The sequence below is a fragment of the Nocardia sp. CA-135398 genome, from assembly GCF_050955845.1.
Classification (GTDB): Bacteria; Actinomycetota; Actinomycetes; order Mycobacteriales; family Mycobacteriaceae; genus Nocardia.
Genome location: NZ_CP192084.1, coordinates 2,828,731 through 2,852,925, shown reverse-complemented (window position 1 = coordinate 2,852,925; position 24,195 = coordinate 2,828,731). Strand labels below are relative to the sequence as shown.

Below are 24,195 nucleotides of genomic sequence, written 5' to 3'. Positions count from 1 at the left end.
TACATGGTTTGATGTGCCGTTGTATAGCGGTACGTTAAATGCGTAGCATATTTATGGAAGAGATCAGCACTGGTCAAGTGCACTGACCGGCCGGAGCCCGGTCGGTCAGGGAGTTAGACCGGATCGTGACATGAAGGTCTGAGCGGCCGCACGTCCGATGAAGGCACCCGTCTCGACCCGAAGTCCGACAAGGGTATTCGCGTACCGCAGGGTTGCCGACGGACTGATCGCCACGAAGACGACACCATCGGCCAACACGGTTCCACCCGCCGTTCGCCAATTCCGCACGGTGTCGGCCCGGCGCTCGGGCGGATCCAGTGCCACCGAGAGCGTCAGATCCCGGCCACCAGTGATTCCACCCGCGAGCAGCGGGTCGGCCGCCGGAACGACACAGTTCTCGGCCGTGGCGTCGACCGGCTGACAGGAGGCGGCCGCACGCAATTGGCCGGGCAGCGCCTGATCGACACCAAGATCGGCCATCGAGGACAGTGGCGTCGAACACGAACGCACGACCGTGAAGCCGAGGCCGAGGACCATGGTCACGATGGCCGCGATCGCGGCACCCCACTGCCAGCGCGGATATTCCTTGGCGACAAGCTTTTCCGCACCCGACGCCGCGTGCTCGGCACCCGCCACCGCATCCCCGGTCGCCGCCACGGCCCGCTCGGCACCCACGACCACCCGCTCGACCTGCTCCGGATACCTGGTCAGGCTCGATAATCGATGCACTGCGGTCAGCGGCGCACCGCAGTGCCCACACTGCGCCGGATTACCGATATTGCGGTGGGAGCAGTACTCACAGACCAACTCGGCTACTGACATGGCAGCGGCCTCAGTGCCCGGTGATCACGATGGAGGAAATCGCGGTGGTATTGATTGTCGGATCACCCTTCGATTCCTGAATCGTCAGCACGATCTTCGACGCCTGCACGGGCACCTCGAACTTGGTGACGACCAGGGTGCGCTGATCGAGGGTCTGCTGGGTATAGGCCGTCTTGTTCGGATCATCGAAGTTATACCGAACCCGGCTCGCGGTGCGGTATTTCGTCCACTGGTCCACACCGTCGCTGCCCACACTGTCCCAGCCTGGGACGATGCCGATCGAATCGATCTGATAGGTCTTGCCGAGATCGATGGTCAGCACCTGCCCGTCGACCTTGTATGCGCGCGGGCATGACCAGGCCTTGCCCTGCTGCCCACCGAAGGCGTCCATACCCGGCGTACTGCCCGGTGGGCAGTTGGCAGTGGCGGATTTCGGGGTGATCGTTCCGGACGCGGGCGAAGACGGTTCCGGTTTCGATGTCGGGGCGGGCGCGGTCGCCGAAGGAGTGATGACCGCGATGCGATCCGGCGCCTGCGCATCGTCCTTCCCACCGGTGGAAACCAACGCGATGATCAGCAATAGCACCAGCACACCGCAGATCGCCAACGCGACCTTGGGATTCTTGAGCTTCTTCGCCAGCAAGGCGATCTGCTCCGCGGTGTCGGGTTTACGCGTCTTGGACGTGCCGGACGCCGACCGGGCCGGTTCCTCGGGCGGCGGCTGCTTCGCCGAGACTTCGGAGTAGTCCGCCGAAAAGTCCAGTCCCGGTGCGGCATCCGGCTGCTGTCCGTTCAGCAGGGCGATGATCCGCTCACTGGCCTTGGGCCCATCGGAGGACCGCCGCGGCGGGAGCTCCTCGGACATCGCGCCCTGGGCGGAACCGGCTGCTACCGCGGCACTGGAATACGGATCATCACCGAAACCCAGTTCCCCGAATTCCGGAGCGCCGACCATGGGTCCGCTCAGCACGGATTCGGAAGCCGGATCGTTTTCCCCGAACGAGGGATCCGAGAGCAGCGCATCCAGGACAGCGCCTCGATGGCGGAGAATGACATCTCCCGGATCGTCGCCAGCCATGCTCGGGATCGTATCCAGACCGGGCCGCACCACGACTCGGCGTTATTCCCGCTGGCGGGAATAACGCTGTCAGCGGTTTTTCTGCTCGGTGACGAAATGTTCTGGCGGCACGTCGAATACCCGCGCCAAGGCGATAATCAGATCGAGCCGGGGCACCGCGTCGCCATGAATGAGCCGATATAGACCCGACTGGGAAACCGGAACATCCGGGTACGCCTGTTCCAGGTGCTGGGCAAGTGAATAGAGCGTCAGCGACCGCGTCGAGCCGTCCTCGGTCGAGACCACCGATTCCGCGATCAATTCCGACAGCCGACTCGAGAAGATCGCTACCGCGGCCTGTCTCGGGGTCAGTGCCTCCCCACTGTCCTCCTGCACATATTCGCCGTCATTCGGCTGGGAGTCCACAACCACGCTGATAGACACTACCTGTCTCCCATCAGCTCATGCGCCGAACGTCCGGCCCTGGCGTGGCACCATTGCCACCCGCGGTAATCGCAGGTTGTTCGGCGGCGGAATCGAAATAGCGGGTTTCACCGCGCGGCTCGATCAAATCGACACGCACGGTCCGCATCGGAATGCTGACATCCACCGCGGTCGCGCTGACCTGGTTGATTGCCAGATCGACCGATCGCCGCCGTGGCCCACCGGGCTCGCTGATCGTTACGGTGGTTTGCGCGGACGATACCTGCGGCGGCAGATTGTCGAAGACCGTGATCGTAGCCGATGACGATGGCGGACCCGAACCGGCATGCCCCGCAGCGACATTCGTGGCACCGGCCTCCGGAGCCAGCCGCAGCGATTCCGGATCACCGACCGCGGCGACCAACTGCCACCAGCGGTGCGGGCGCCCCGAATGGACCTCGACATCCGCGCCTACCACCATGGCGCGCAAGACGATCTGCTGCGCCACCGGTAGGTCGGCGTGCACGTCGATGGTGCGCCTGCGCGGGTTGTAGCGGGCCGGATCGAATAGCGGGAGCGCCAAGGTATGCCGCGGCTGACCACTGATGGAACCGAGAATCTGGCCATTGGGGCCGATCGCGATCGTGAGATCCGCCAACAACTCCTCGGGGGCGACATCGCGGCCCGAATCATCGACGGGCACCGCGCGGATGGACGTCCCCGTCGGCATAGTGGCCAGCAACGCGATCGCCTGCCTGCCGGTCAACCGACGCAAATAGTCCGGTGGCTCGGTCGTGATCGGCGGACCGATATACCGCGCGAGCGCGCGCGGCCCGGTCGTGGCATCGGTGAGGCTCACCACCAACGTTGTCCGGCCGCGGTTCCACGACCAGCAATCGTCCAGGCCGGCGCCGTCCATCCGCGTCCAGTCGATCAGGAAACTGGTCACGCAGCGACCCGGTACCGAGGATTCCAAACAGGTCCAGGTCTCACGCAGATCGCCGAGTTCGACACCGGCGTGTAGCACCCTGGTGGCCTCCTGCATCGCCGCCGCGGGCAGCGCGTGCGCGGCGATACCGCGTTCCCGCAATCGGCCCGCGATGCGGTGCGCCGCGGTGGCCAACGCTCTCGGCGCGACCATCGAGACCAAGCCGCGCCGCTGCAGCAGATCCAGGTTCCGCTCCATATCCAGTCGGACGACCAACCACGTGAGGCGATGGCCGACCACCGGATGGGAGCCGATCAGCTGGTCGTAGAGCATGCTGTAGTTACCGGTCGGACGAACCCGCTGACCGGTGGTCACGATATCGATATCGACCGCGAGGCCGAATTGATCGAGCAGACCGACCAGGGCGTCGACCGGGACGGTGTCCTCGGTGTAGATGGATTTCTCCGCGATGACCGTCGGCAGGTCGAGGTTGGGCGCGAGTTGGATCATCGCCGTGAGTACGGTGCCCTCGGAGCGAATACCACAGACCCCGGGAGGCACCTCGATGTCGACCACATTCGCCGGTCCGGCCAGCGCCTCGGCTCTGGTGGCCCTGCCGAATCGGTAATCGGCCCAGTCGAGCAGCCATCGACTCGTCGTGCGGCCGTTCACCTCGACCGCCACGGTCACCAGCAGCACGGTGATCACCGCCGCGCTCGCCCAGATCGGGGTGTGCGACCACAGGCCGGTTACCACCAGGCTGCCGCCGATTACGGCGACGGCGAACGGACCACGTTCGACACCGCCTACCCGAACACTCGGAAGGCTCACCGCCGCCTCCGGACCGCGGAGCTCGCGTAGGTGGCACCGAGCCCGAGCAGCAAGGCGGCGACGATGACGACGGCGGCCGCGAACGGCGGACGACGATCCTTCGCCCGCGGCGGATCCGGCAAAACCAGAACCGACGAACGGTACAACCCGATCGGCGGCTTGGGTGCGGTGCGGTAGCTGAGCGCGGTGAGCGGATCGATGACACCGGCGCCGATGACGTTATCGATACCGCGCGCGGGCGCGTGCGCGCTGGCGGTCAGCCGGGCCATGATCTCGGCCGGGGTTTCGTTGGGGAACCGGGAACGCAGCAGGGCCGCCACCCCGCTGACATAGGCGGCCGCGAAAGACGCGCCACCGACCGGCACCAGTTTGCCGGGTTCACCGACACCATTGATCAGGCCACCGCCACCGGGCCCGATCGATTCGATCGCGGTACCCGGTGCACCGACCGAAACCCATGGGCCCGTCAGCGAATCGGACATGGTGGCGCCGGTGGCGGTGGTGAAGCCCACTGTCAGCACGTCCGTCCCGAACCAGCCCGGCGCGGATACGGTCTTGACATCGCGCCAGTTCCTCGGGTCGCTCGGCCGGGTCGGATCGATATCCGGATTCTGATCACAGCCGGTGGCGGCATTGCCCGCACCGGCGACGATCAGCGAGCCCCGCACGTGGACGGCGTAGCCGATCGCCACCGACAGTATCGACTGATCCACCGCGAGTCCCACCGGAACGCAGACCGGCAGCGCCACCGTGATCACCCCGGCACCGAGATTCGCCGCATGCACGATCGCCCGAGACAACGTCCGGATATCCACCGTGAGTTGTTGTGCCGCATCGTTATTCGGGCGCTCGGCGCTGAAGGCACCGGAGCGGTACCGAATGGAAATGATTCTGGCGTCCGGAGCGACTCCAGTGAATCCGTCCGAGGGATCGGATGCGGCGCCGATGATTCCGGCGATGAGAGTGCCGTGCGCATCGCAATCCGACAGACCGTCACCGCCAGCTTGAATATAGTCACCACCGCCGACCAGACCCGGCAGGCGGCTGCTTGGCGTGACGCCGGTGTCGAGCACCGCCACGGTCACCCCGGCACCCCGGCTCAGTGACCGGGCGTTCGGCAGATCCAACGACAACTCCGAGGGCGGCGTGCGCGTCAGATCGCTGTCCTTCAGAACGCCGGTCGCCAAGCAGCCCTTGTCCTGTTTCATCGGCAATTCGGGGCCGGGCGGATCATCCGCGGGCGCGCCGATGACCACCTGCGGCGGTTCCACCGCCAATGCCGGTGTGGCGGAGGCGATCAGCGCGAATCCGGCCAGCACCGCGACCGCGGTTGCGCCGATTCGCATCAGATCGCCCGCATCGCGGTGTAGATGCCCATGATCCAGCAAGCGATGATCGGGATCACCAGAATGAGCGCGTACTCCACCAGGTCGATCATCCGGCGGGTGACCGGCGAGAGCCGCCGACCCGGCAACCGCACCGCCGCGACACATGCCACGGCAGCAGCCACGCCGATCACGAAGACGACGACCAGCCGAGCCGGGGCCGTCTCGTACGCGGTGACCAGCACGAGACCCACGCCTACCACGGTGATCGCCGATGCGATGACGAGCGCGATCGCCTGTACCCGGTCCGGGAACCAACGCGCGCGCAAGGCCAACAGACCGCCGATAGCCGCGGCCAGCACGATTTCCCGAATACCACCGGGACTCACAGCGGCCGACAGCACAGCGGCGCCCGCCAGCAATGTCGAGGTCGCGGCGATGAGCCCGCGCAGACTGGTGACCGCCAGTCGGGCCCGGCCTTCGATACCCGCTCCGGCCTGCTCCCGCTGCCGCTCGGTATCCTCGGCGGAATCGAGTTCGGCGTCGTCGCGCGCGGATTCGGCGTCGAAGATATCGGTGAGCGTGGCTGGATTGACCTCGTTGCCGGGGTCCGGCAGATCCGGTGGTCGAATCCGGGCGACCACGACCGCGAGACGCGGTGCGGCGGTGAGCAGGATGAGTCCGAGAAGTACTGCGCCCCCGGATATCTGGCGCACCGACAGATCCAGATAGGTCAGCGGGATCGCCGCGGCAGCGACGGTCACGCCGAGCACGGTGACCGCCATCAACGTCGCGATCCCGAGTTTGGTCACGCGCATCATGGCCGCGGCCGCCACAGCGGCGACCACCGATCCCGCGGCCAGATTGGCCGCGGCGAACGGACCCGGCTCACCGTAGGCCGGTGGCACCAGCATCGCGCCGCCCGCGAACAACAGCGGAATCGAGGACAACGCCAACCCGAGGCTGATCCGCGGCGCGAAATTACGCTGTCGCGCTTGCACCGCGCCGCCCCAGCACACCGCCCCGAGCAGTAGCGCGGGCAGCGCGTACCACCAAATCGAGCCGGATTCCGTCCACGACAACGACAACATCGTGGCGATGGCGACCGCCCCGAAACCCAGCGTGGTCAGGCCGACAACCGCGGCGGTCTCCGCGTCGAATTCGGCGAATTCGCGCTCGTTGATCAGGGCGAGGGCATCGGTAATGTCCTCCACGACCGGCGTGAAGACCTCCGCGGATTCGACCGCGGCCAACATCAGCACGGTGCCGTCGACGACATCGTGGTCGGCGAGGCTGCGCCAGCGCGGCATCGGCGCTTCGCCCGGTCGAGCCAGGCTCCACTGTCCGGTCGGCGGGGTGAAATCGACGGTGTCGTCGTCGATGGCGTTGGCCAGCACGACGAGCAGATCATCGATGAAGGTCTCGATAGTGAATTTGGTCGGCACCACGACATCGACCTGGTAGCTGGACACCAGGACCGCCATCCGGGCACGCGCCACCTCAGCGGATGCCGCGGGCGCCGCTCCCGGCGGCGAAGCAACGGCAGTACTCATCGCCACCCTCCGGCGGACCGGCCGCCGCCACCAACATAATTCGGGAATCCATCGGCAAGCCCGGCCGCGAGTTCTTCGAACGCGAGCAGGGTTTCCTTCTCCACCAGGCGCAGATCGATTTCGCCGCCCTCGGCCAAATGGTCGTCGAAGGGCAGGATGCACGTCGGGCGCTGTCCGGTAGCGAACAACTTCTCGATCGCCGCGACATCGACGATCGGCTTGGATGGTTGCTGATGCACGATCGACACAACCGATTTGGCGATCAGGTGCTGCATACCGTGCGAACTCAGCCAATTCAACGTGGCCACCGCACCTTTCACCCCGCCGACGGTGGGCGGGGTGACCACCACGACGGCGTCGCTGGTCTTCAGCACGCTCAGCGTCACCGAATCCAACACGCCCGTACCGCAATCGACGAGCAGCAGATTGAAGTGGCGGCGCAAAACCTCGACCGCCGTAGCGTATTCGCGACCCGAAAGGGCCTCATTGGCCTCGATGGTCCACGGCGAAGCGATGACGGCGAGATCGGCCGAATTGATCGACATGAACGATTGCACCGTCGAGAAGGCCTCGAGATTCGAAGCATGCGCGAGATCGCGCAAGGTCAGGCCGTACGGGTGCGGAGCGGTACGGGTCGGCAGATCGCCGAAGTCCGGATTCGCGTCGACGGCAACGACCCGGTCCGGGCGCAGCGCCGCGAAGGTCGAGCCGAGCGTCGCGGCGGTAGTGGTGCGGCCGACGCCGCCCTTCACGCTGATCACCGCGATCTGGTACGGGGTGTTGAGCTGGGTCCGGATTCGGGCGCGCCGATCCTCTGCGCGCTGCTCGGCGGGTGAAAGGCCGAGCCGGAAGCCGACCTTGTTCAGTGCGCCGCGTACGCCGGTACTGGACTGCAGCTTGGCCCGATTGGCCGCCGAGATATCGGCCAACAGGTCCATCGACGTCAGTGCCGCGGGCAGCACCTCGACCTGCGGTGCCGCCGTGCGGTCGATGCGATCGGGCACCCAGTTCGCCGCCTGAGCGGGTTGCCATGGGGTATCGACGGATTCGGCGCCGGGTCTTTCCGCACTTGGTCCGGTATCGCCGCTGGACGTATTCGCCGAATTCGACGCGGTGTGGGTAATCCGAGCGGTAGCGGGCTCGGCTCCGGTGTGGGCCGCCCACGTCTCGGGTGTTGAAGGCGTCGCGGCCGCGTAGTTCTCGCGCGCCGAATCCGCCGTCGGCGCAGCTACATTCGGCGCAGTCCGATGCGGTCCTGTGGTGTATGCCACACCAGCTTCCGGCGTGGTCGTGCTCCGCGGGGGCGCCGGCCGGTCCGCCGAGGCCTGCGGCACTGACTGACCGGGCGCACCGATCACCGGTTCGCTGATGCCTGGGTTCGGGCGAGCCGGGACGCTGCCATCGGGCGGGCCACTTTCCGGCTCCTGCTCTGCCTGCATGAAAAAGGCGTCGTAGCCGCCCTTGTGTCGGACGGACTCGGCCGGATGACCATTCGTACTCGGCGCTCGGCTCATATCTGTCGTCCTCTCCAAAAACCCATCGGGACGTTCAACCGATCCGGCTGGTATCGAACCAACTTCGGTCCGGCAACAGCTCGACCAGTCCCACGATCGCGGCATGTAGCGCCGCATCGTCACCGGGTGTGTATGTCGATCGGACTTCCCCGTCCATCGCCACACTCGGCGTCACAATGATGCGCCCCGACAGCGTATCCAGCACACTCACACCGTACTTCGGCTTCAGCTCAACTCCGTCCTGGTGTTGCACCACCGCCACTTCCGCGCGCCGGACTACCTCGCCGAGCGCTCGACCGAGCACCCCCGCGGTGTGCGGCTGCGCACCCAACTCCAGCAGTGCCTGCCGTCGTCCGTCCTGGTCGTCGGGCACGTCGGCAAGATCCTGCTGCGCTGCGGTCATCGGCTCGAAACTCAGTGCCGGAGTCTCCCCCAGCGCCGCCGACACCGCCGCCGACACCGAATCCAACTGCTTTTCCTGCTGGTACACCGCCTGGATGACGACCTCGTCGTCATAGCGCACCGCGAGCACATGGGTATCGCCGCGACGCACCAACGACATGCGCAGCATGCCCTTTTGTTCGCCATCCAGGCCGGTGGCCAACACGAGTGCCATCAGTTCCACATCCGGGCGGTACAGGCACTGCAACCAGTGCTCGACCGTCGGATGCACGCGGTCGCCGTCGATGATGCCCACCTCGGTGAGCTGTCCGGCGACGACAGCGCGCACCCGCTCCAGGTCGTCGACGTCGAAAATATTCGGCATCAACGCCAGGATCGGGGGGTAGGAATCGATGCCGGCCATGTCTTGCAACAGCAGCGCGGCATCGACATTCAGATCGATCGAGATCGGATCAGTTTCCACACCTTCACCAAACGACCAGTCGCCTGCAGCCTCGTTGCGCCATGGCCGGAACGACGAAGCGGACAGGGGCTGCGAGACTCCTAGACGCCACCGATCGACATGAACCGAGCGCCCTGCTGGTGGTCGGTCTCCTTCATGAAGCCCTCGGATCCGGAGGTCTGATGGATCGCGTTCTTCACCTGCTGGAGCTGGCCCTGGTAGCCGGTACCTTCCGCGGCGCTGCCGAGCGCTGCCTTGAACCGGTCCATCAGCGGTTTGGCCACATCGGCCGCCAGACCCGTGAAGACAGTCTCGAGTTGTTTGATCAGTGAGGTCAAGTGGGCGGCATTCTGGTCCATACCATTCAGAACGCCCTGCACGGTGAGATTCGTCGAGTCGACGGCTCCGTAGTTGAATTGCATTGCCTGCCAGCCTTATCTGTGGTTTTTTACGATTCGTACCGTGTCGCTCGCGGCGTTACTGCCACGAGCCGGTGTCGACCTTGCTGTCCGTACCGAGCTGGACCGCACGGTTCAATGTGGCAGCATTCTGAAGGTCTGTCGCATCGATTTTCACGCCGGTGTCTTTCAGCGTGTCGATGATGTCCTGCAGGGTGCGGGCCAGCTTCGTACCGGCGGTGTGCGCATGGTCCATTGTGGTCTGGATCTGCGTACCGGTTTGCGAACCCGTGACCGCACTGGCGAATTCGTCACGCAGGCCCATCCAGCTGCGCAGATAGCCTTCGAGTTCACCTTGGCACGCCATGGCATTGACCGCGGTTTGGTTCAATACCTTCGGATCACCGTTGTAAGTGGTGGCCACTGTTGTTTCCTCTCTCGAGTGGATCTATATTCCGCCGCGGTGTATTACCGGGCAGGCTCTGGCTCGGCTACCGCCGCCTCGTCGTCATCGGAACGCTCAAGGACACCCAGCACCGACTCGCCTTCAGCGACAACATCTTCCGGATGTTCGTCGGCGTATTCGATGACGCCGATCACCGGCGGCTTCTCCAATACCGGGACTTCCAATTGCTCGCCCGGCACGAATACCTTGCCCGGTCTCCGTTCCTCGTCCCGCCTGCGCCGCATTTGTGCCTTCGGTGCGATGGCGCCCTTACGCGGAGCCCCGCGGCCAGCCGGTCCGACGCCCGCCGGATTCGACGACGCGCCGAATGCCGTGCCCGGCCCGCGCAGCCAATTGGACGGCAGCCGGAATCCGGTGGACGCACCCGGCATGGAGCCGAGTCCGCCCCGGGCCAGATTCAACGTGACCATACTTCCCACGCCCCCGCTCAAACCCGCCAGAGTTGGCGAATTGGGCGAGGTTCCATAGAACCCCGACTGACCGGCTGACCCGTCCGTGCCTGCGTACGATCCGGAATCGCTCAGCGGCGAAGTGACCTCACTCGGATCCGCGGTCGTCGGCTGGGTCGGCGACTCGGTGGTGTCGGTCGGCGTATTGCCGGTGTCGGTATTCCCGGTATTCGTATCGCCGGTGTTGTTGTCGGTGTTATTGGTGTTGGTGTTATTGGTGTTGGTGTTATTGGTGTTGGTGTTGTTCGTAGTTGTATGGTTGTTCGTCGTGGATCCGTCGAATTGCCCATTCGGGCCCGACTTCGGGGTATACACCGGCACTTCGAATTGCGGCGGCGGCGGCAACACACCAGGGTCGGTCACGATAGGCGTCGGCAGCGCGGGCGGTGGCAGCGTCGCCAGGGTCGGCAGCACCGCTCCGGCGTAGCCATCCATCACCCCTGCGGCGGTTACCCAAATCGCGATGTACTCGAGCTGGTTGAGAAGCAGTGGAATCGCGTTCTGGCCCCCACTATTGGTGAGGAGCAGCACCCCCTGCTCGAACCTGTTCTTGGCAAGCCATCCGCCGACCGCCGCCATCGCGGATTGAGCCGCGCTGAATTCGCCTGCCACCGCATGCAATACGCCCGACACCGACTGGGCGACCATGGCCTGCTCGTGTAGCCAATTCGTGTGGTTACTGAATGCCGACTGCGCCAGATCACCCGACTCGCCGTTCCAGGTCTCGCCCATATCGAGCATCGCGGAGGCGGTGTTGCTCGCCGCGGTCATGAACGTGTACGCCGCGTTCTGATAGGACTCGGCCGCAGCCGTGATCATCTCCACCCCGGGGCCGTCGAGCAGATTGCCGACGTTTATCTCCGGAGGCAGTGCGTGCCATATCATGACATCAGCCTTCGCTCGGGCCTGCGGCTCGGACTACCTGGGCATTTCGCTGAGTGTCGCCCCGGTGGACTCGATACCGGCGCCATTGATGATGTCACTGCCGGAATAGGCGAGGGCCGTCGGCGGTAGCGACGCCGACCCGACCTCACGGTGCACGAATCCGTCACCCGTGCAACTGAAGAACGACTGACCATATGCGGCGGTCACTTCGGGAAGGATCATCGCGCTCACGGCGTCGAACGCGGGCGGGAATACTACGCAGGTGGCTGCCGAGCTAACAAGGTTAGCGATCGCTACGTCGGCGATCAAATCGAGTTGGGAACTGACTACGGGCAGATGCGCCGGGTCGACATTGAGAGCCATGAGAGATCTCCTAACGATGAGCGCCGACTCAATAACGAGCGGTACAGGACAAACGCTAAGGCATTCTCAGTGCTGGGAAGGCTCGTCGAGTCGATGCCGGCCACGCCTGGTACCACCGCGAACAGGGCTACTCCTGCGGTGGGATCCATGCCGACTGCACGAGGTCCTTGCGCGAATGCAGCGGCTCGACGAAGATGCCTCGGCCCACCGGTTGCTTGGTCGGCTTCACATCGCCGATCAGAACTCCGTCCAGTTTCGAGCCGTCCATGATGATGCCCGAGGAATTCAGATTCTTGATCTGCCCCAGCACGTTGTCGTACAGCGCGGTATCGGCCTGGGCGATACTGCGTGCGGCGATGACGTGCAAACCGGTGTCGCGGCCGTCGACGATGATGTCCTTGAGCGGCTCCAGCGGATTGCGCATCCCGCGCTGGGCGACCATGTGGTAATCGTCGACCACCACGAAGATCTCCGGTCCGGACCACCACGAACGGTCCTTGAGCTGTTGCGAGGTGACACCGTCCGGTGGGCGGCGGCCACGCATCTTCTCCGCGAACGACGGCAACCCCTCGAGCACATCGCGCTCACTGGTCAGATAGCCGATCAACTGTTCTTCCGGAATGGCATCCATATGCTGGCGGCGATAGTCGACCAACAGCACCCTGGCCTGATCCTTGTTGAATTGCAGACGGATCGACTCCAGCAGCGCGGCCAGCACCGTCGACTTGCCCGAGCCGGACGACCCGAGCACGATCAGATGTGTCGAAACACCGAAATCGACTGTGGCAGGGTACAGATCGGATTCGCGGATGCCGAAGGGCACCACGAGGCGCTGCGCCAGACTGATGGGCTCCGGACGACCCGCGCGTACCTCGGCCAAGGTGATCTGCGCGGGCAGCAGCTTGACCTCCGGCGCCCGGCGGTTCTGGTACTTCTGGTTCAGCTGGTCGATCGCGGCCGACAGGCCAGCGCCGGCGGAATCGGCATCGCCCACCCCATCGATCCGGGGCAGGGCGGTCAGCATGTGCAATGCATCGCTGGAGATACAGCGACCGGGGCGATCCGGCGGAATCGCGGCGACCACATTGCGCTGGCCGAGGAAGATTGTGTCGGTGAGATCGCCGAGCCGCATCTCCAGCCGAGTCTGCAGCAGATCTTTGATGGCCGGACGGATCGCCGCCCAGCGCGAGCTGCTGACCACCAAGTGGATGCCGTAATTCAGACCCTGCAGTGCGATCGACTCCATGACCGGGAGGTATTCATCGAAATACGGTCCGGTGACCGCGAATCCGACATCCCAGCCGTCCACGACGATGAAGACATCGCCGTGCTCGTCACCGCGGGCGGTGAGTTCGGCGGATTCCCGCGGCGAGGAACGCCTGCGCCGGAATTCGCGCATGGTGTCGATGCCGAGTTCGCCGAACAGCACCTGCCGACTCGCGATGAGATTGGTGATGAGCGCGAAGGTGCGCCGGACCCGATCGCCATCGCGGCCCGCGGCGACCGACCCGACATGCGGCACGTTCCGTAGTCCGCCCAGACCGCCCGAGAAGTCGAGGCAATAGAACTGGACCTGTTCGGGCGTATGCGTCAACGCGGCGGACATGACCAGTGTTTGCAGTGCGGTCGACTTACCCGACTGCGGGCCGCCGACGACGGCCACATGTCCGCCCGAGCCGGACAGGTCGACCGACCATATGTCCTGACGCTGCTGTCGCGGCTTGTCCACCAGCGCCCACGGCAACTGCAGCGAACCGAGAGTCGCACCGGAGAGGAACTTGTCCAAGGTCGGCGGCACGGTCAGCGGCGGCAGCCACATCTTGTGCGCGGGCGTGCCGAATCCGCCGAGTTGTTGCAGCACCGTCTCCATTACGGTGACCGGCTCGCTGTCCGGCGTCTCCGGTTGCGGTGCAACAGGTTCGGGCTCGACAGCGGCGGGCCGCACATCGATGATGTGCGCTGTGGTGAATTGCTGCGGTGGCCGATAGCCACCGCCGGGTCGCCTGGCACGTTGGGCACTTGACGCCGATGCCTGTGCGGGCGCGACATACGGCGAACCGACATAGGCGGCCTGGAATCGCTGCAGATCGCCCGAGCCGACGCGCAGATAACCCGCACCCGGCTTCTTCGGCAGGTGATAGGCGTCGGCAGTGCCGATGGCGTCGCGGGAGTCCGCGGTCTGGTTGGTGCGCAACGCGATTCGGTAGGACAGGTGGGCTTCCAGCTCACCCATCCGGTTCGCGGGCACCTTCTGCGAGGCCAGCAGCAAGTGGATACGCAGCGACCGACCCAACCGGCCGATCGCGACGAACAGTTTGGAGAAGTTCGGATGCTGCTCGAGCAATTCGGCGAACTCGTCGAGGATGATCAACAGCGTCGGCAGCGGCGCGAGCTGCGCGCCCTGCTCGCGAGCACGCTCGTAATCGGCGACGCTGGCGAAGTTGCCCGCATCACGCAAAATCCTTTGCCGCCTGCCCATTTCGCCGTTGATCACGTCTTCCATACGGGTGACGAGATCGGCCTCTTCCTCCATATTGGTGACCACGGCCGTCACATGGTGCAGCCGGTCGAATCCGAGGAAGGTCGCACCACCCTTGAAGTCGACCAGCAGCAGGTTCAGCTGATCCGGGGTGTGCGTCGCCACTGCCGAAAGCACCAGGGTGCGAAGGAATTCCGACTTTCCGGAACCGGTGGCACCGATGCACATGCCGTGCGGGCCCATGCCCTCCTCGGCCGATTCCTTGATATCGAGATAGACCGCGCCACCGGCCGGATCGTGGCCGAACGGAATATTCAACCGCGACCGGTCCGCGTCGCGGCGGCGCGGCCACTGCTGCTCGACCCGGATCGCGCCCGGATCGGTAATGCCAACCAGTTCCTCCCACGACGTGCCACCGCTGGCCTGGTCCGCGACCACGGCCTCGACCACGGTGGACAGCCGGTACGGGGAGATGCTGCGGGCCAATGCCTTCGCCGTCGCCACCGACATCGCGTCGGCGACTCCGACCCGCCGCAACCCGCGCGGGGTTACCTCGTGCAGCGCCCGATCGGGCCCCACCGTGAACTTCAGCGCCCGCGGCAAGGTCTGCTCGGCCCGCCCCAGCCGTATCCAGGTGCAGCCATCGATACCCGAGATATCCCGATCGGTGGCCGGACTGCTGTCATCCACGATCAGCAGATAGTGCTTGCGATCCAGCGTCGGTTCGGAATTCGCGGAGAACGGACCACGATTGAGTCCGGCAAGTGCCTTGGCACGCAACTCCGAAACGCTGCGGTACACCATCCGGCTCGACCCGATCGCGTCCGTATCGCTCGAATGTTGGGTGTGCGGCAGCCATTTCAGCCAGGACCACTCCGGTGCGTCCGGATTGGCCAGCACCGCCGCGACCGCGACCTGATCGGGCCCGTGCAGCACGACGATTTCGGCGACCATCGCCCGCACCAGCGCGGCCACCGAATCGGGATCACCATCGACACCGATCTGCGGCGCCGACAGCAGATTGATCGCGACCGGCATACCCCCGACAGTCGAATACGCCTTCGCGAACCGCGTCACCTCGACCACACCCACCGGATCCAGATCCGAAGTGGGTGCGGCCTCGGGCACGATCACCCGCACCTGATTGGCGATCCGGCCCCGCCCCACCCGCACCCGCAGGAACTGCGGACTGGCGACCTGCACCTCCCACATACGCTTACCGCCGATCAACGCGGCGATCTCGGCCGGACCCGGATGGGTGTAGCGCAAATAGGTGTGCAGCTCGGACTCCGCGGCGTGCACGGTCTTACGGTTATCGGTAATGCTGCGCAGATAGTCCTTGCGTTCCTCGTTCAGACTCGCGGCCCCCCCGCTACCGCCACCGGAGAACGCACCGCCCATCATCCCGCCCATGGAAACCAGCATCATGACCGGGAACATCAGCATCATCGGCGACATCTGCCCGCCGCCGCGGAACATCATCACCATCATCCCGGCCATAGCCGCCACCATGACCACCGGCATGATCATCTTCAGCCGCGACGGCGGCACCGGTTTGGGCAGCTCGGTCGGCGGCTGCAGGCGCAATTCGGTCACCGCCGGGGCCTTCGGCCCGCGCAGCATCCGAGCGGGCCGCACGAACCGGCGGGTAGCCGTCACGAGGTACCACCCGGAAGCCCGATGACGGCCTTATTCGTCGGGATGCCGTCGTGCTGGATCTTGGCGTCCTTCTGCGACAGGGTGGGTCCGACCGCGAACAGCGAAACGATGGACCACGGTGCGGGCACCGGAGTACGCAGGCCGAGCGAGGTCAAGGTCGAATCCGGGTTGGAGTTGTTCTCCACCACGGCGTTGATGCCATAGCGAACGCCGCTGTCGGAGATCCAGAACAGCGACTCACGCCGCGGCGATCCGGGGTCGGCACCGGTCACCTGGACGAAGCGTCCGGTGGTTCGCGGCAGATATGCGGCGTCGGCGGTGGTGCCGCGCGATCCGGTCGCCGTCACCAGGCCGACGGTGCGGTTCTGTTCTTCCACGTTCAACGGCAATTGCCGTCCCACGAGCAACTCGGTCGCGGCATTCGGATCGGTGCCCCCGCGCGACCAGTGATAGCAGGTCACCCCCAAGCGCATCGGATCGATGACATGGACCGGTCGAGTCGGGTAACTGGCCGTCCCCGGCCACGCACCAGGACGCAGATTCGCCGCGATGACATCCGGACCGACTGTCCGGGTCGTTATCGAACCGTGCGAATCGGCGTTGCGGATGATCGACGCGAGCACCGAATTGATCTGTACCACACCGGATTCCGATACCAGATAGTAGGACGCGGCACGATCCGGCGCCGCTACCGTGAGCACCGAACCGACCGGCACGCTCAGCCCCGAAGAGAAGGTCACGGCGCTGCCCGCACCGGGCACGTCGGGCACGCGCAGCGGCGGCACCTCGGGGATTGCCGAGATGAAACCCTTTGAGGCCGAGACCACGGTCGAGGTCGGGTCGATGCCCAAGGCCAGGATCACCGCCGAATTACTCAGATCTATGGCCGCGCGAACAATGCCCTGCTGCTCATCGGAGTACACGAGCCAGGTGGTGCTGTCATCGCGCAGCAGTCGCGCCTCATCGGGGCCGAGTCTGCGGATCGCATCACCGTCGACGGTCAGCGGACCGCCTATCGCGGTGGTCAACACCGGCGATAACGCGACCGTGGGCAATCCGGTCTGCGGATTGACCGGTGCCGCCGCACCGACCTTCGCGGTATCACACACCGTCCATGACGAATTCCGGTCCCCGTTGTCCGCGATCACCCCCGGCGCGCCCGGAATCCCGACCCACGGGCCGCGCGGATACCTGGCCAACTCGTCACGCGAGACCGGCACCGGATTGTCCGGCGAACCGGCGATGAGTCGCGCCGAGGTGAGATTCAGCGCCGGATGCAGACGACCACCGACGCGCACATAGAGCGCGCCCGTGTCCTTCTCCGCGATGATCTTCGAATCGCCCACCTTCTTGGCGGGTTTGAAGAATGCCAGCAGCGCCGCACCGGCGATCACCAGGCAAGCCAATGCGATACCGATCGACAGCGCGGTGGAGCGACCGCGCTGCGGATCGTCGATCATCGAGGCGTCCCGACGGACCAGCGCATGCTCGATCCGGCGCAGCAGAAAACGCCAGCCCGATATCTGGTGCTTGGTCACCACCCGGAAGCGCGCCATGCGAATCAGCCCGTCGCGGCCGGTGCCAAGCCCGCGAGCGCGGCGGTGATGTCCGAAGAGTCGATGGTCATCAACTCCTCATTGGTCATCGAGAGCACATCCGCGTTGTCCCTGGTGAATCGATAGTCCCGTTCGGCTTCGGCGGCCTCGACCACGTTGCGGACGAAACGACCGTTGCCCGCGAGGTCGATGAGCCGCCGACCGTTCTTGGTCTGTCCCGACAACTGCTCGCACCGCGTCCGCAGCACGTCTTTGGCATCGGCGGCGAGTATCGAATCCTTTTTGTGCGCAATATGATCGGCGATCCGCACCAGTTCATCGGCGTCGTAGCTGGAGAAGCGGATGCGCTTGGTGAAACGGGAGGCGAGGCCGTCGTTGGAGGCCAGGAATCGGTCGATCTGGTCCTCGTAACCGGCGATGATCACGACCAATTTGTCGCGATCGTTCTCCATGCGGGCCAGCAAGGTGTCGACGGCTTCCTTACCGAATGCGTCACCGCCGGACAGACCCTCCTGGATCAGGGTGTAGGCCTCATCAATGAACAGCACGCCACCGAGTGCGGAATCGATCAATGCGTTCGTCTTGGGTGCGGTGTGGCCGAGGTGGGTGCCGACCATATCGTTACGCGACACCTCGATGACTTCGGCGTTCTCGACGACGCCGAGTCCGGCGAAGATTTTGGCGATGACGCGGGCGATGGTCGTCTTACCGGTACCGGGTGGGCCGGAAAAGATCAGATGCTGCGATCGGGAATCCACCGCGAGCCCGCGTTTGGCCCGGACCTGATCCATCAGCACACCCGACTTGAGCCGGTCGACCTGCTCCTTGACCGAATCCATGCCGATCTGGGCCCGCAGCAGATCGGAGGCCTCCTCCAGCAGTGACTCACGGGCGAGTCGCGCGGCGGAGGCGGCGACCTCGGTCGGATCGTCACCGGATTTCGGATCCCACTGATTGGTACGCGAGGCGATGACCTCGGCGGTGGTGACCTCGAGTCGATAGGACTTGTCCCGCACCGCACGCTGCCATTCGGGACGGTCCGGCCACAGCGCGGAACCCTGCAGACCCTTGAGAATCTTGTCGGCGGCATCGTGATCGCCGTCGTGGCGCAGCAGCATGCCGAGCAGGTAGTGCGCGTCGGCCCAGATGTAGGAGAGGTTGCCGGACTGACTGTCCTCGACGATGCGCTGCGCGCGCGGCAGGGCCTCGCCGAATCGACCCAGATGCGCCAGCGCCTGTGCTGTCATCAATTCGGCCGCGATATCCAACAGCCCATCGTCGAGCGCGGGCTTGGCATTGCGAGCGGAGAGCACATCCAGCCACTGTTTGGTGCGGAAGTACAGCGACATCCGTACGAAGTCGGCGACATCATCGCGCGGCACTTCGGCGAGAATGGCCGCGGCCTCCTCCCATTCGCCGCCGTCGGCATAGGAGCAGGCCTGGGCGATGGCGATCTGATCCCGATCCGCCATGGCCACGCGCAGGCCGAAAACGCCGATTTCGACCTGACACCACAGCGCACGATCGACCAGACCGGCGCGTTGCTGATCCCGGTAGAGGTTGTGCACCGATCGGTACGCACCATAGATCACCTCGGAGGTGACCTCACCGGCCATGGCGCGCCCCAACCAGGCATCGCACATATCCGGATCCAGGTCGGTGGCGGCGCGGAAGGCAGCCGCCGCCTGCTGTTCATTTCGCACGCCCCCGGCGACGAGCGCCAGACTTTGCACACCTGTGTAGAACGCGTCCTCGGCCGCAGACAACTCGGGCTTCCCTTCCGACGATCCTCGTAGACCGAAGATAGCCATTTCGCGCCCGGTCAGGAGCGCCTAATCATTCCCAAGATTGGGAAGGCTGTCATTGTTTCCCGACGACAAGGTCTATCTACATCATTTATCGGCTCGATATTGAATGTGCCGCTATTTAGCGGTATGTTGTTGATGGGTCGACGGTCCCTCATCCCGAAGACCCAGCCCCGTCCAGCGGTGGCCGGTGACCGAGATCCGGCCGTCGGCCACCGCCTGGCAAGCGGCGGATCGTCACCCCAAAACCCCGGCGATCTGTCGTGCGGCGGCCGACGGTACCCCCACACATCGTCGGCCGCCGCACCCCTGCTTCGCGGCCTACTCATCGGCCGCCATCATCCCGGCGTCGGACCGTGGGAACGGTGACCGCCATTTCGCTCGAAGTCGGCTCCGATTGCCGCGCGAGCTTCGACCACGGCGTCTCCCGTGGCTTGCGTGCCGTTGTCGCCCGCCGGTCCACTGTTTGGAACGCCTTGGAGGGCACCCCTTTCGAGAACGCCGCGCGCTGCGCCGAGGCCCGGACCGCATGCGCCCAGGGTGTTACGAAGCCGCGTGAACGACTCGGACCGAGCCCAGGTTGCATGCGAGGGCCGACGCGACCGCTTTGGGCGGCGCCAGTGATTCCCGCGTCATCGGCGGAAGAAACGCTGAGTATCTGCGATTCGGCAGGAGGCACGCTGGGCATATCGGATTCGGCAGGGGTCATGCCAGGCGTACGCGGTTCTGCGGGGGTGACGCCAGACGTCAGCGGTTCGGCCGAGGGTACGCGCGGCATCCGCGGTTCCCTAAGCGCCCCACCAGATTTCTGCGATTGCTCAGGGGTCATGCCAAGCTTCTTCGGTTCGCCAAGCGCTGCACCCTGTTCCTGCCCTCCAGCAGTGGCTCCACCGGATTTCGGCGATTCGCCAAGCACCGCATCAGGATTCCGTGCCACGGTCGAGGCCACGCCGGACATCCGCGATTCACCAAGCGCCACAGCAGGTTCCTGCCCTTCGGCATGGGCCACACCAGGATGCTGCGGGTCACCGGCGGCCACACGAGAGCTCTGCGATTCACGAAGCGCCGCGACAGGTGTCCGCGATTCGGCCGAGGTCACGCCAGACCTCCGCCGTTCGCCAAGCACCGCATCAGGTTCCTGCCGTTCGGCGGGGGTAAAACCAGGCTGCCGCGGTGCGGCAGGCAACTGCGCTTCGCCCGAGGTCACGGCAGGCGTCCCTGGTTCGGCAGCGACGGCAGGCATCGGCGGTTCGGCCGAGGTCGCGGCTGGCGTCTGCTGTCGGACTTGCGCTGCACCAGTCAACTGCGGTTGAGCGGAGGCAGCGCCGGACAGCTGCGATTCGGGGGCCGGTTCAGCGGACGACATGTTGATCGACACCGCACCGGAGAACAATTTGTCGACGCCGCGTTCGAGCGGTTCGACGGCCCTGCCGATCACCTCGATGACGAGGTAACCGATCAGGGCCAGCTCCATCTGCGTGCACAGTCGACGCGCCGCCGCGGTGACGAGTGGTCCGGTGATACGCGCCGCGGGTGTGGCCGTCATCGCCGCGTAAGTCGTTGCCAGCGCGGCGAGTTCGGTCAGGACCACCGCCTTCGTCACGGTCATGACGTAGGCCACCGCATCCAGTGCCTTCGCGATGGTGGCGCACACCCGATCGAGCTCGGCTTGCTGGTCGTCATCGGAACCGGCCCAGGCCGCGGCCATGCGCTGGTACGCGGCGAGAGCATCGCCGGGCTCGGGGGCATCAGGATCGCGCGTACTCGCGGCAAAGGTACGTACCTTGAGCGCGAGCCCCCGCACGTCACCTTCGTCGATGTCCGGGTACCGCACCCCACAGCAGTCGAGGAAATCCGCGACCTCCGGCGGAATCTCCACCGCCACTACAGCACCCGCACCACAACGGCATCGCTGGACATGCGCGACCACTTCACGGTCGAACCGGAATACGGCGCCTCGATAACCATGCCGTTGCCCGCGGCCAACTGGACATGCTCGGGCCCACGTGCGCTGAACGAGCTCGCGGGAAACACCAGGTCGCCGGGGCGCACATCCGCCGCGGAGACCCGCACCCCGCTGTAGATCTGCTCATACGTCGTCCGCGGCAGCACCACATCACCGCCGGAAGCCTGCGCGATCGCGTATTGGGTCAGACCGGAACAATCGAAGCCGCCGCCGGTCGGTCCGCCGGCGCCACCGCCACCCCAGATGTAGGGCGTGCCGAGCCATTCGCTGGCCAAGGCGACGGCCTTGCTGCCCGCGGTTCCATCCGATGGCACCCGGGGTCGGCCGCGCCGACCGTTCGACAGCACCGCGGATCGCGAACGAGCCCGCCGCCGACGACGCGGCGTCGAACTCGCCACTTTTCGGCGGGACAGTTCCGGCATACTCGGCGGCATGATCTGCGCCGCCCGCTGACGCGCCGCCGCGACATCCGTATCGACCTGCTTGGCCGCTTTGGCGATGGTCGTATGCGCCGCTTCGAGCAGGGCGGGCCCGCTGAACCTGGTATCACCGACCGATGCGATCGCCTGGATGCGCGATTGCAGATCGGCGATCTGATTGGTCAACCGGTTCCGTCCGACGACGGTGCCGTCACCTGCCTCACCCACGGTTTTGTGCACGACGCCGTCTTTGCCCGCATGGGATTCCACGATTGTCGATTGGATGCCGCGTGCGTCGGTGTAGCTGGCCACGCCGGACCCACCATGCCCACTCAGGTCGGCGTTGATCGATCGGGCGAGGCTCGCCGTGGCGGCCGGAGTGGGTTGCCCGTCGCCGTACAGCCCGAGCAGGGCGCGCAGGACCTCATTGAGGTCGCCCGTCAATGCCGGCGACATTCGACCGACTCGCTCTCGCTCATCACCGACCGCCTCTCAGGACCTGCTCACCAAATGCATCGCCGGTTGGCACCGGTCGCCCCGAATGTCGGGGGCTGACAACGACTATGCGGCAATTTCGCGAATGATTCATCTTCCCAGCGACGGGAAGACACGACAATGGGAACAACTTCTGGGAGGCGGTGGCGAGAATATGGCGGGCGAAGTGGCGGGTACCGCGGCCGAGACATGGCAAACACTGTTCGGCTCACCCACCGCTGGCAATTCCGCCGAGACCGGGGCCTCATACGGTGCGCAACCAGGTGGTCTCTTCGGCCGACCGCCCGGTGGTCCACCGGGTCAGCCCTCCGGCCAGCCGCCAATCGACGGATCGGGCCCGCCACCCGGTGGCCCGCCCGGTCAGCCTCCTGGCGCGCCAGCCGGCCAACAACCGCCAATCGACGGTTCCGGCCCACCCGGTGCGCCGCCCGGCCAACCGCCAGCTGACAGGTCCAGCCCACCAATCGACGCCAACCTGGTCAGGAAACACAACGACACCACCACGGCGAGCAAGGCCAAAACCGGTCACTACTGGACGGTGGAACTGACACCACCGCCAGGCGCGTCGGCGGGTTTGAAGGCATTCATCGCGATGGCCGAGGAGGCCATCCAAACCGCCGTCGATCTGCTGGGTCGGGGCACGCCCGACCTGCCGCCGAACGTCGATGATCTGCTGCGACCGGTGATCTACGAGAGCATCGGCGACAGCCTGATGAAGGAGCAGTACCAGGAAGCCATTGCGAAGGTCGAAGCCCGGCAGACCGCGCTGCTGACCTACGACACCAAGGTCATGAAGACCTCCATCGTGGTCGCCGCGGGCAGTGACGAGACGCTGCGGGCGATCAAAGCGATCGTGGCCGAACTCCAGGCGAAGCTGAAGGCCGCCGGAAGCGGGAAGCTCAAACCCGCTCAGGAAGTGGCTCTCATGAAATTGGTCGCCCAGGCGATAGACCTCGTATACGACAAGGTCGAAGCGGTCTACCAGCTCAACAACGATATGGCTGGAAACGGCCAGGGCTCCAACGGCAGCGGCTCCGGCGGCGGCAGCGGCCAGTCCGGATCGGGCGGTTCCGGTGGTGGTGGCGGCGGCGACGGCGGGCTCGGGCAATTGGTGTCGATGCTCGGAATGCTGCCGATGATGGCGATGCCATTGATATCGCAGTTGCCGGAACTGCTGAAGCAGCAGGACAAGGACAAAGATAAAGACAAGGACAAAGACGCAGCACAGGACGGCGCGCAGCCCGGCGAGGGCCAGCCGCAAGCGGCAGCCCCCGGCGCAGCGCCGGGCAGTCCCGCACCTGCGGCGGCACCCGGCGCCGGCCAACCTGCTGCGGCGGCGGCGGCGAGCGCGAGTACGCCCGGATCGGCCACGCCGGTGGCGAATACGTCCGGAGTGTCGGCTCGCACCAATGTCCGACGCGCGGTGAACCGGACCGGATCGACTCCGACCGATAGCGAGACCGACGAAACGCAGGATACCGATCCCGATGACGAGGTCACCGTGGATTCGCCTGTGGTGCAGGCATAATCGCTGATTCCCACAGCCCGAGTGGGCAGACGATATCGTCCGCCCACTCGCCTGCGGGCCGAATCAGTTTGGCGCGGACTGGATTCCACCTCTGGGCCACTGCGATCCCGTGAATTTCCGCGGAACGGCAATGCCGTCATCATCGGCGTGAGAACCGCACACGCGGCAGTCGTCGTAGCGGCGCGCGGTGGTGCTGCGGTGATGAACGCGCGGCACCGGTGGACTTGCATCTGAGCCACTGCGGTCCCCGGTGGATTTCAGCGAGACGACAGCGCAGTCATCGTCGGTGTCAGAACTGCACACGCGGCTGTCGGCCGAGCGGCGCACAGTCGCGACGAACGCGCAGCACCGGGACTCACATCTAAGCCACTGCGGTCCCCGGTGAATTTCACCGAGACGACAGCGCCGTCATCGTCGGCGAGAACCGCAG

Annotated in this window: 19 protein-coding genes; 1 reads left to right on the top strand and 18 read right to left on the bottom strand. The window is 65.5% G+C overall.

Annotated features, from left to right (window positions below; genetic code table 11):
• Positions 1-105: 105 nt before the first annotated feature.
• The 18 genes from ACQP1T_RS12630 to ACQP1T_RS12545 all read right to left on the bottom strand — a co-directional run bounded on the left by ACQP1T_RS12630 (position 106) and on the right by ACQP1T_RS12545 (position 22,766).
• Positions 106-822 (bottom strand): hypothetical protein, encoded by a 717-nt coding sequence (locus ACQP1T_RS12630; protein ID WP_433760158.1) that lies wholly within the window; start codon positions 820-822, stop codon positions 106-108.
• 10 nt (positions 823-832) lie between these two features.
• Entirely contained in the window at positions 833-1,900 is a 1,068-nt protein-coding gene (locus ACQP1T_RS12625) for a discoidin domain-containing protein (protein ID WP_433760157.1), read from the bottom strand.
• 69 nt (positions 1,901-1,969) lie between these two features.
• Complete coding sequence (locus ACQP1T_RS12620) at positions 1,970-2,323, bottom strand: helix-turn-helix domain-containing protein (RefSeq protein WP_062988200.1); 354 nt, start codon at positions 2,321-2,323, stop codon at positions 1,970-1,972.
• A 13-nt stretch (positions 2,324-2,336) separates the two neighbouring features.
• A complete protein-coding gene (eccE, locus tag ACQP1T_RS12615) occupies positions 2,337-4,061 on the bottom strand; it encodes a type VII secretion protein EccE (protein ID WP_433760156.1) in 1,725 nt (574 codons plus the stop codon).
• On the bottom strand, positions 4,058-5,407 hold the full coding sequence (gene mycP / locus ACQP1T_RS12610; RefSeq protein WP_433760155.1) for a type VII secretion-associated serine protease mycosin: 1,350 nt from the start codon (positions 5,405-5,407) through the stop codon (positions 4,058-4,060). Before mycP ends, eccE begins: the two co-directional genes overlap by 4 nt.
• On the bottom strand, positions 5,407-6,939 hold the full coding sequence (gene eccD / locus ACQP1T_RS12605; protein ID WP_433760154.1) for a type VII secretion integral membrane protein EccD: 1,533 nt from the start codon (positions 6,937-6,939) through the stop codon (positions 5,407-5,409). Before eccD ends, mycP begins: the two co-directional genes overlap by 1 nt.
• Positions 6,936-8,453, bottom strand: coding sequence for an AAA family ATPase (locus tag ACQP1T_RS12600; RefSeq protein WP_433760152.1), 1,518 nt, complete (start codon positions 8,451-8,453; stop codon positions 6,936-6,938). Before ACQP1T_RS12600 ends, eccD begins: the two co-directional genes overlap by 4 nt.
• Before the next feature lie 34 nt (positions 8,454-8,487).
• A complete protein-coding gene (locus ACQP1T_RS12595) occupies positions 8,488-9,318 on the bottom strand; it encodes an ESX secretion-associated protein EspG (RefSeq protein WP_433760150.1) in 831 nt (276 codons plus the stop codon).
• Positions 9,319-9,398: 80 nt separating this feature from the next.
• A complete protein-coding gene (locus ACQP1T_RS12590) occupies positions 9,399-9,719 on the bottom strand; it encodes a hypothetical protein (protein ID WP_433760149.1) in 321 nt (106 codons plus the stop codon).
• Between the two features lie 55 nt (positions 9,720-9,774).
• On the bottom strand, positions 9,775-10,119 hold the full coding sequence (locus tag ACQP1T_RS12585; RefSeq protein WP_433760148.1) for a hypothetical protein: 345 nt from the start codon (positions 10,117-10,119) through the stop codon (positions 9,775-9,777).
• Between the two features lie 44 nt (positions 10,120-10,163).
• Positions 10,164-11,495 carry a PPE family protein gene (locus ACQP1T_RS12580; RefSeq protein ID WP_433760147.1) on the bottom strand — a complete coding sequence of 444 codons (1,332 nt, stop codon included), beginning with the start codon at positions 11,493-11,495 and terminating at the stop codon, positions 10,164-10,166.
• A 33-nt stretch (positions 11,496-11,528) separates the two neighbouring features.
• A complete protein-coding gene (locus ACQP1T_RS12575; RefSeq protein ID WP_433760146.1) occupies positions 11,529-11,858 on the bottom strand; it encodes a hypothetical protein in 330 nt (109 codons plus the stop codon).
• A gap of 127 nt (positions 11,859-11,985) precedes the next feature.
• Positions 11,986-15,996 carry a type VII secretion protein EccCa gene (gene eccCa / locus ACQP1T_RS12570; RefSeq protein WP_433760145.1) on the bottom strand — a complete coding sequence of 1,337 codons (4,011 nt, stop codon included), beginning with the start codon at positions 15,994-15,996 and terminating at the stop codon, positions 11,986-11,988.
• On the bottom strand, positions 15,993-17,552 hold the full coding sequence (gene eccB, locus ACQP1T_RS12565; RefSeq protein ID WP_433760143.1) for a type VII secretion protein EccB: 1,560 nt from the start codon (positions 17,550-17,552) through the stop codon (positions 15,993-15,995). Before eccB ends, eccCa begins: the two co-directional genes overlap by 4 nt.
• Positions 17,553-17,557: 5 nt before the next feature.
• The gene (gene eccA / locus ACQP1T_RS12560) at positions 17,558-19,318 is read right to left on the bottom strand and encodes a type VII secretion AAA-ATPase EccA (protein ID WP_433760141.1); all 1,761 of its coding nucleotides are present in this window, start codon (positions 19,316-19,318) and stop codon (positions 17,558-17,560) included.
• Between the two features lie 364 nt (positions 19,319-19,682).
• Positions 19,683-21,236, bottom strand: coding sequence for a hypothetical protein (locus ACQP1T_RS12555; protein ID WP_433760140.1), 1,554 nt, complete (start codon positions 21,234-21,236; stop codon positions 19,683-19,685).
• A 5-nt stretch (positions 21,237-21,241) separates the two neighbouring features.
• A complete protein-coding gene (locus ACQP1T_RS12550) occupies positions 21,242-22,198 on the bottom strand; it encodes a C40 family peptidase (protein ID WP_433760138.1) in 957 nt (318 codons plus the stop codon).
• A 283-nt stretch (positions 22,199-22,481) separates the two neighbouring features.
• Positions 22,482-22,766, bottom strand: coding sequence for a hypothetical protein (locus tag ACQP1T_RS12545; RefSeq protein ID WP_433760136.1), 285 nt, complete (start codon positions 22,764-22,766; stop codon positions 22,482-22,484).
• Positions 22,767-22,775: 9 nt separating this feature from the next.
• On the opposite strand from ACQP1T_RS12545, the gene ACQP1T_RS12540 reads away from it, so the two are divergent.
• Entirely contained in the window at positions 22,776-23,765 is a 990-nt protein-coding gene (locus ACQP1T_RS12540; RefSeq protein WP_433760134.1) for a hypothetical protein, read from the top strand.
• Positions 23,766-24,195: the final 430 nt, after the last annotated feature.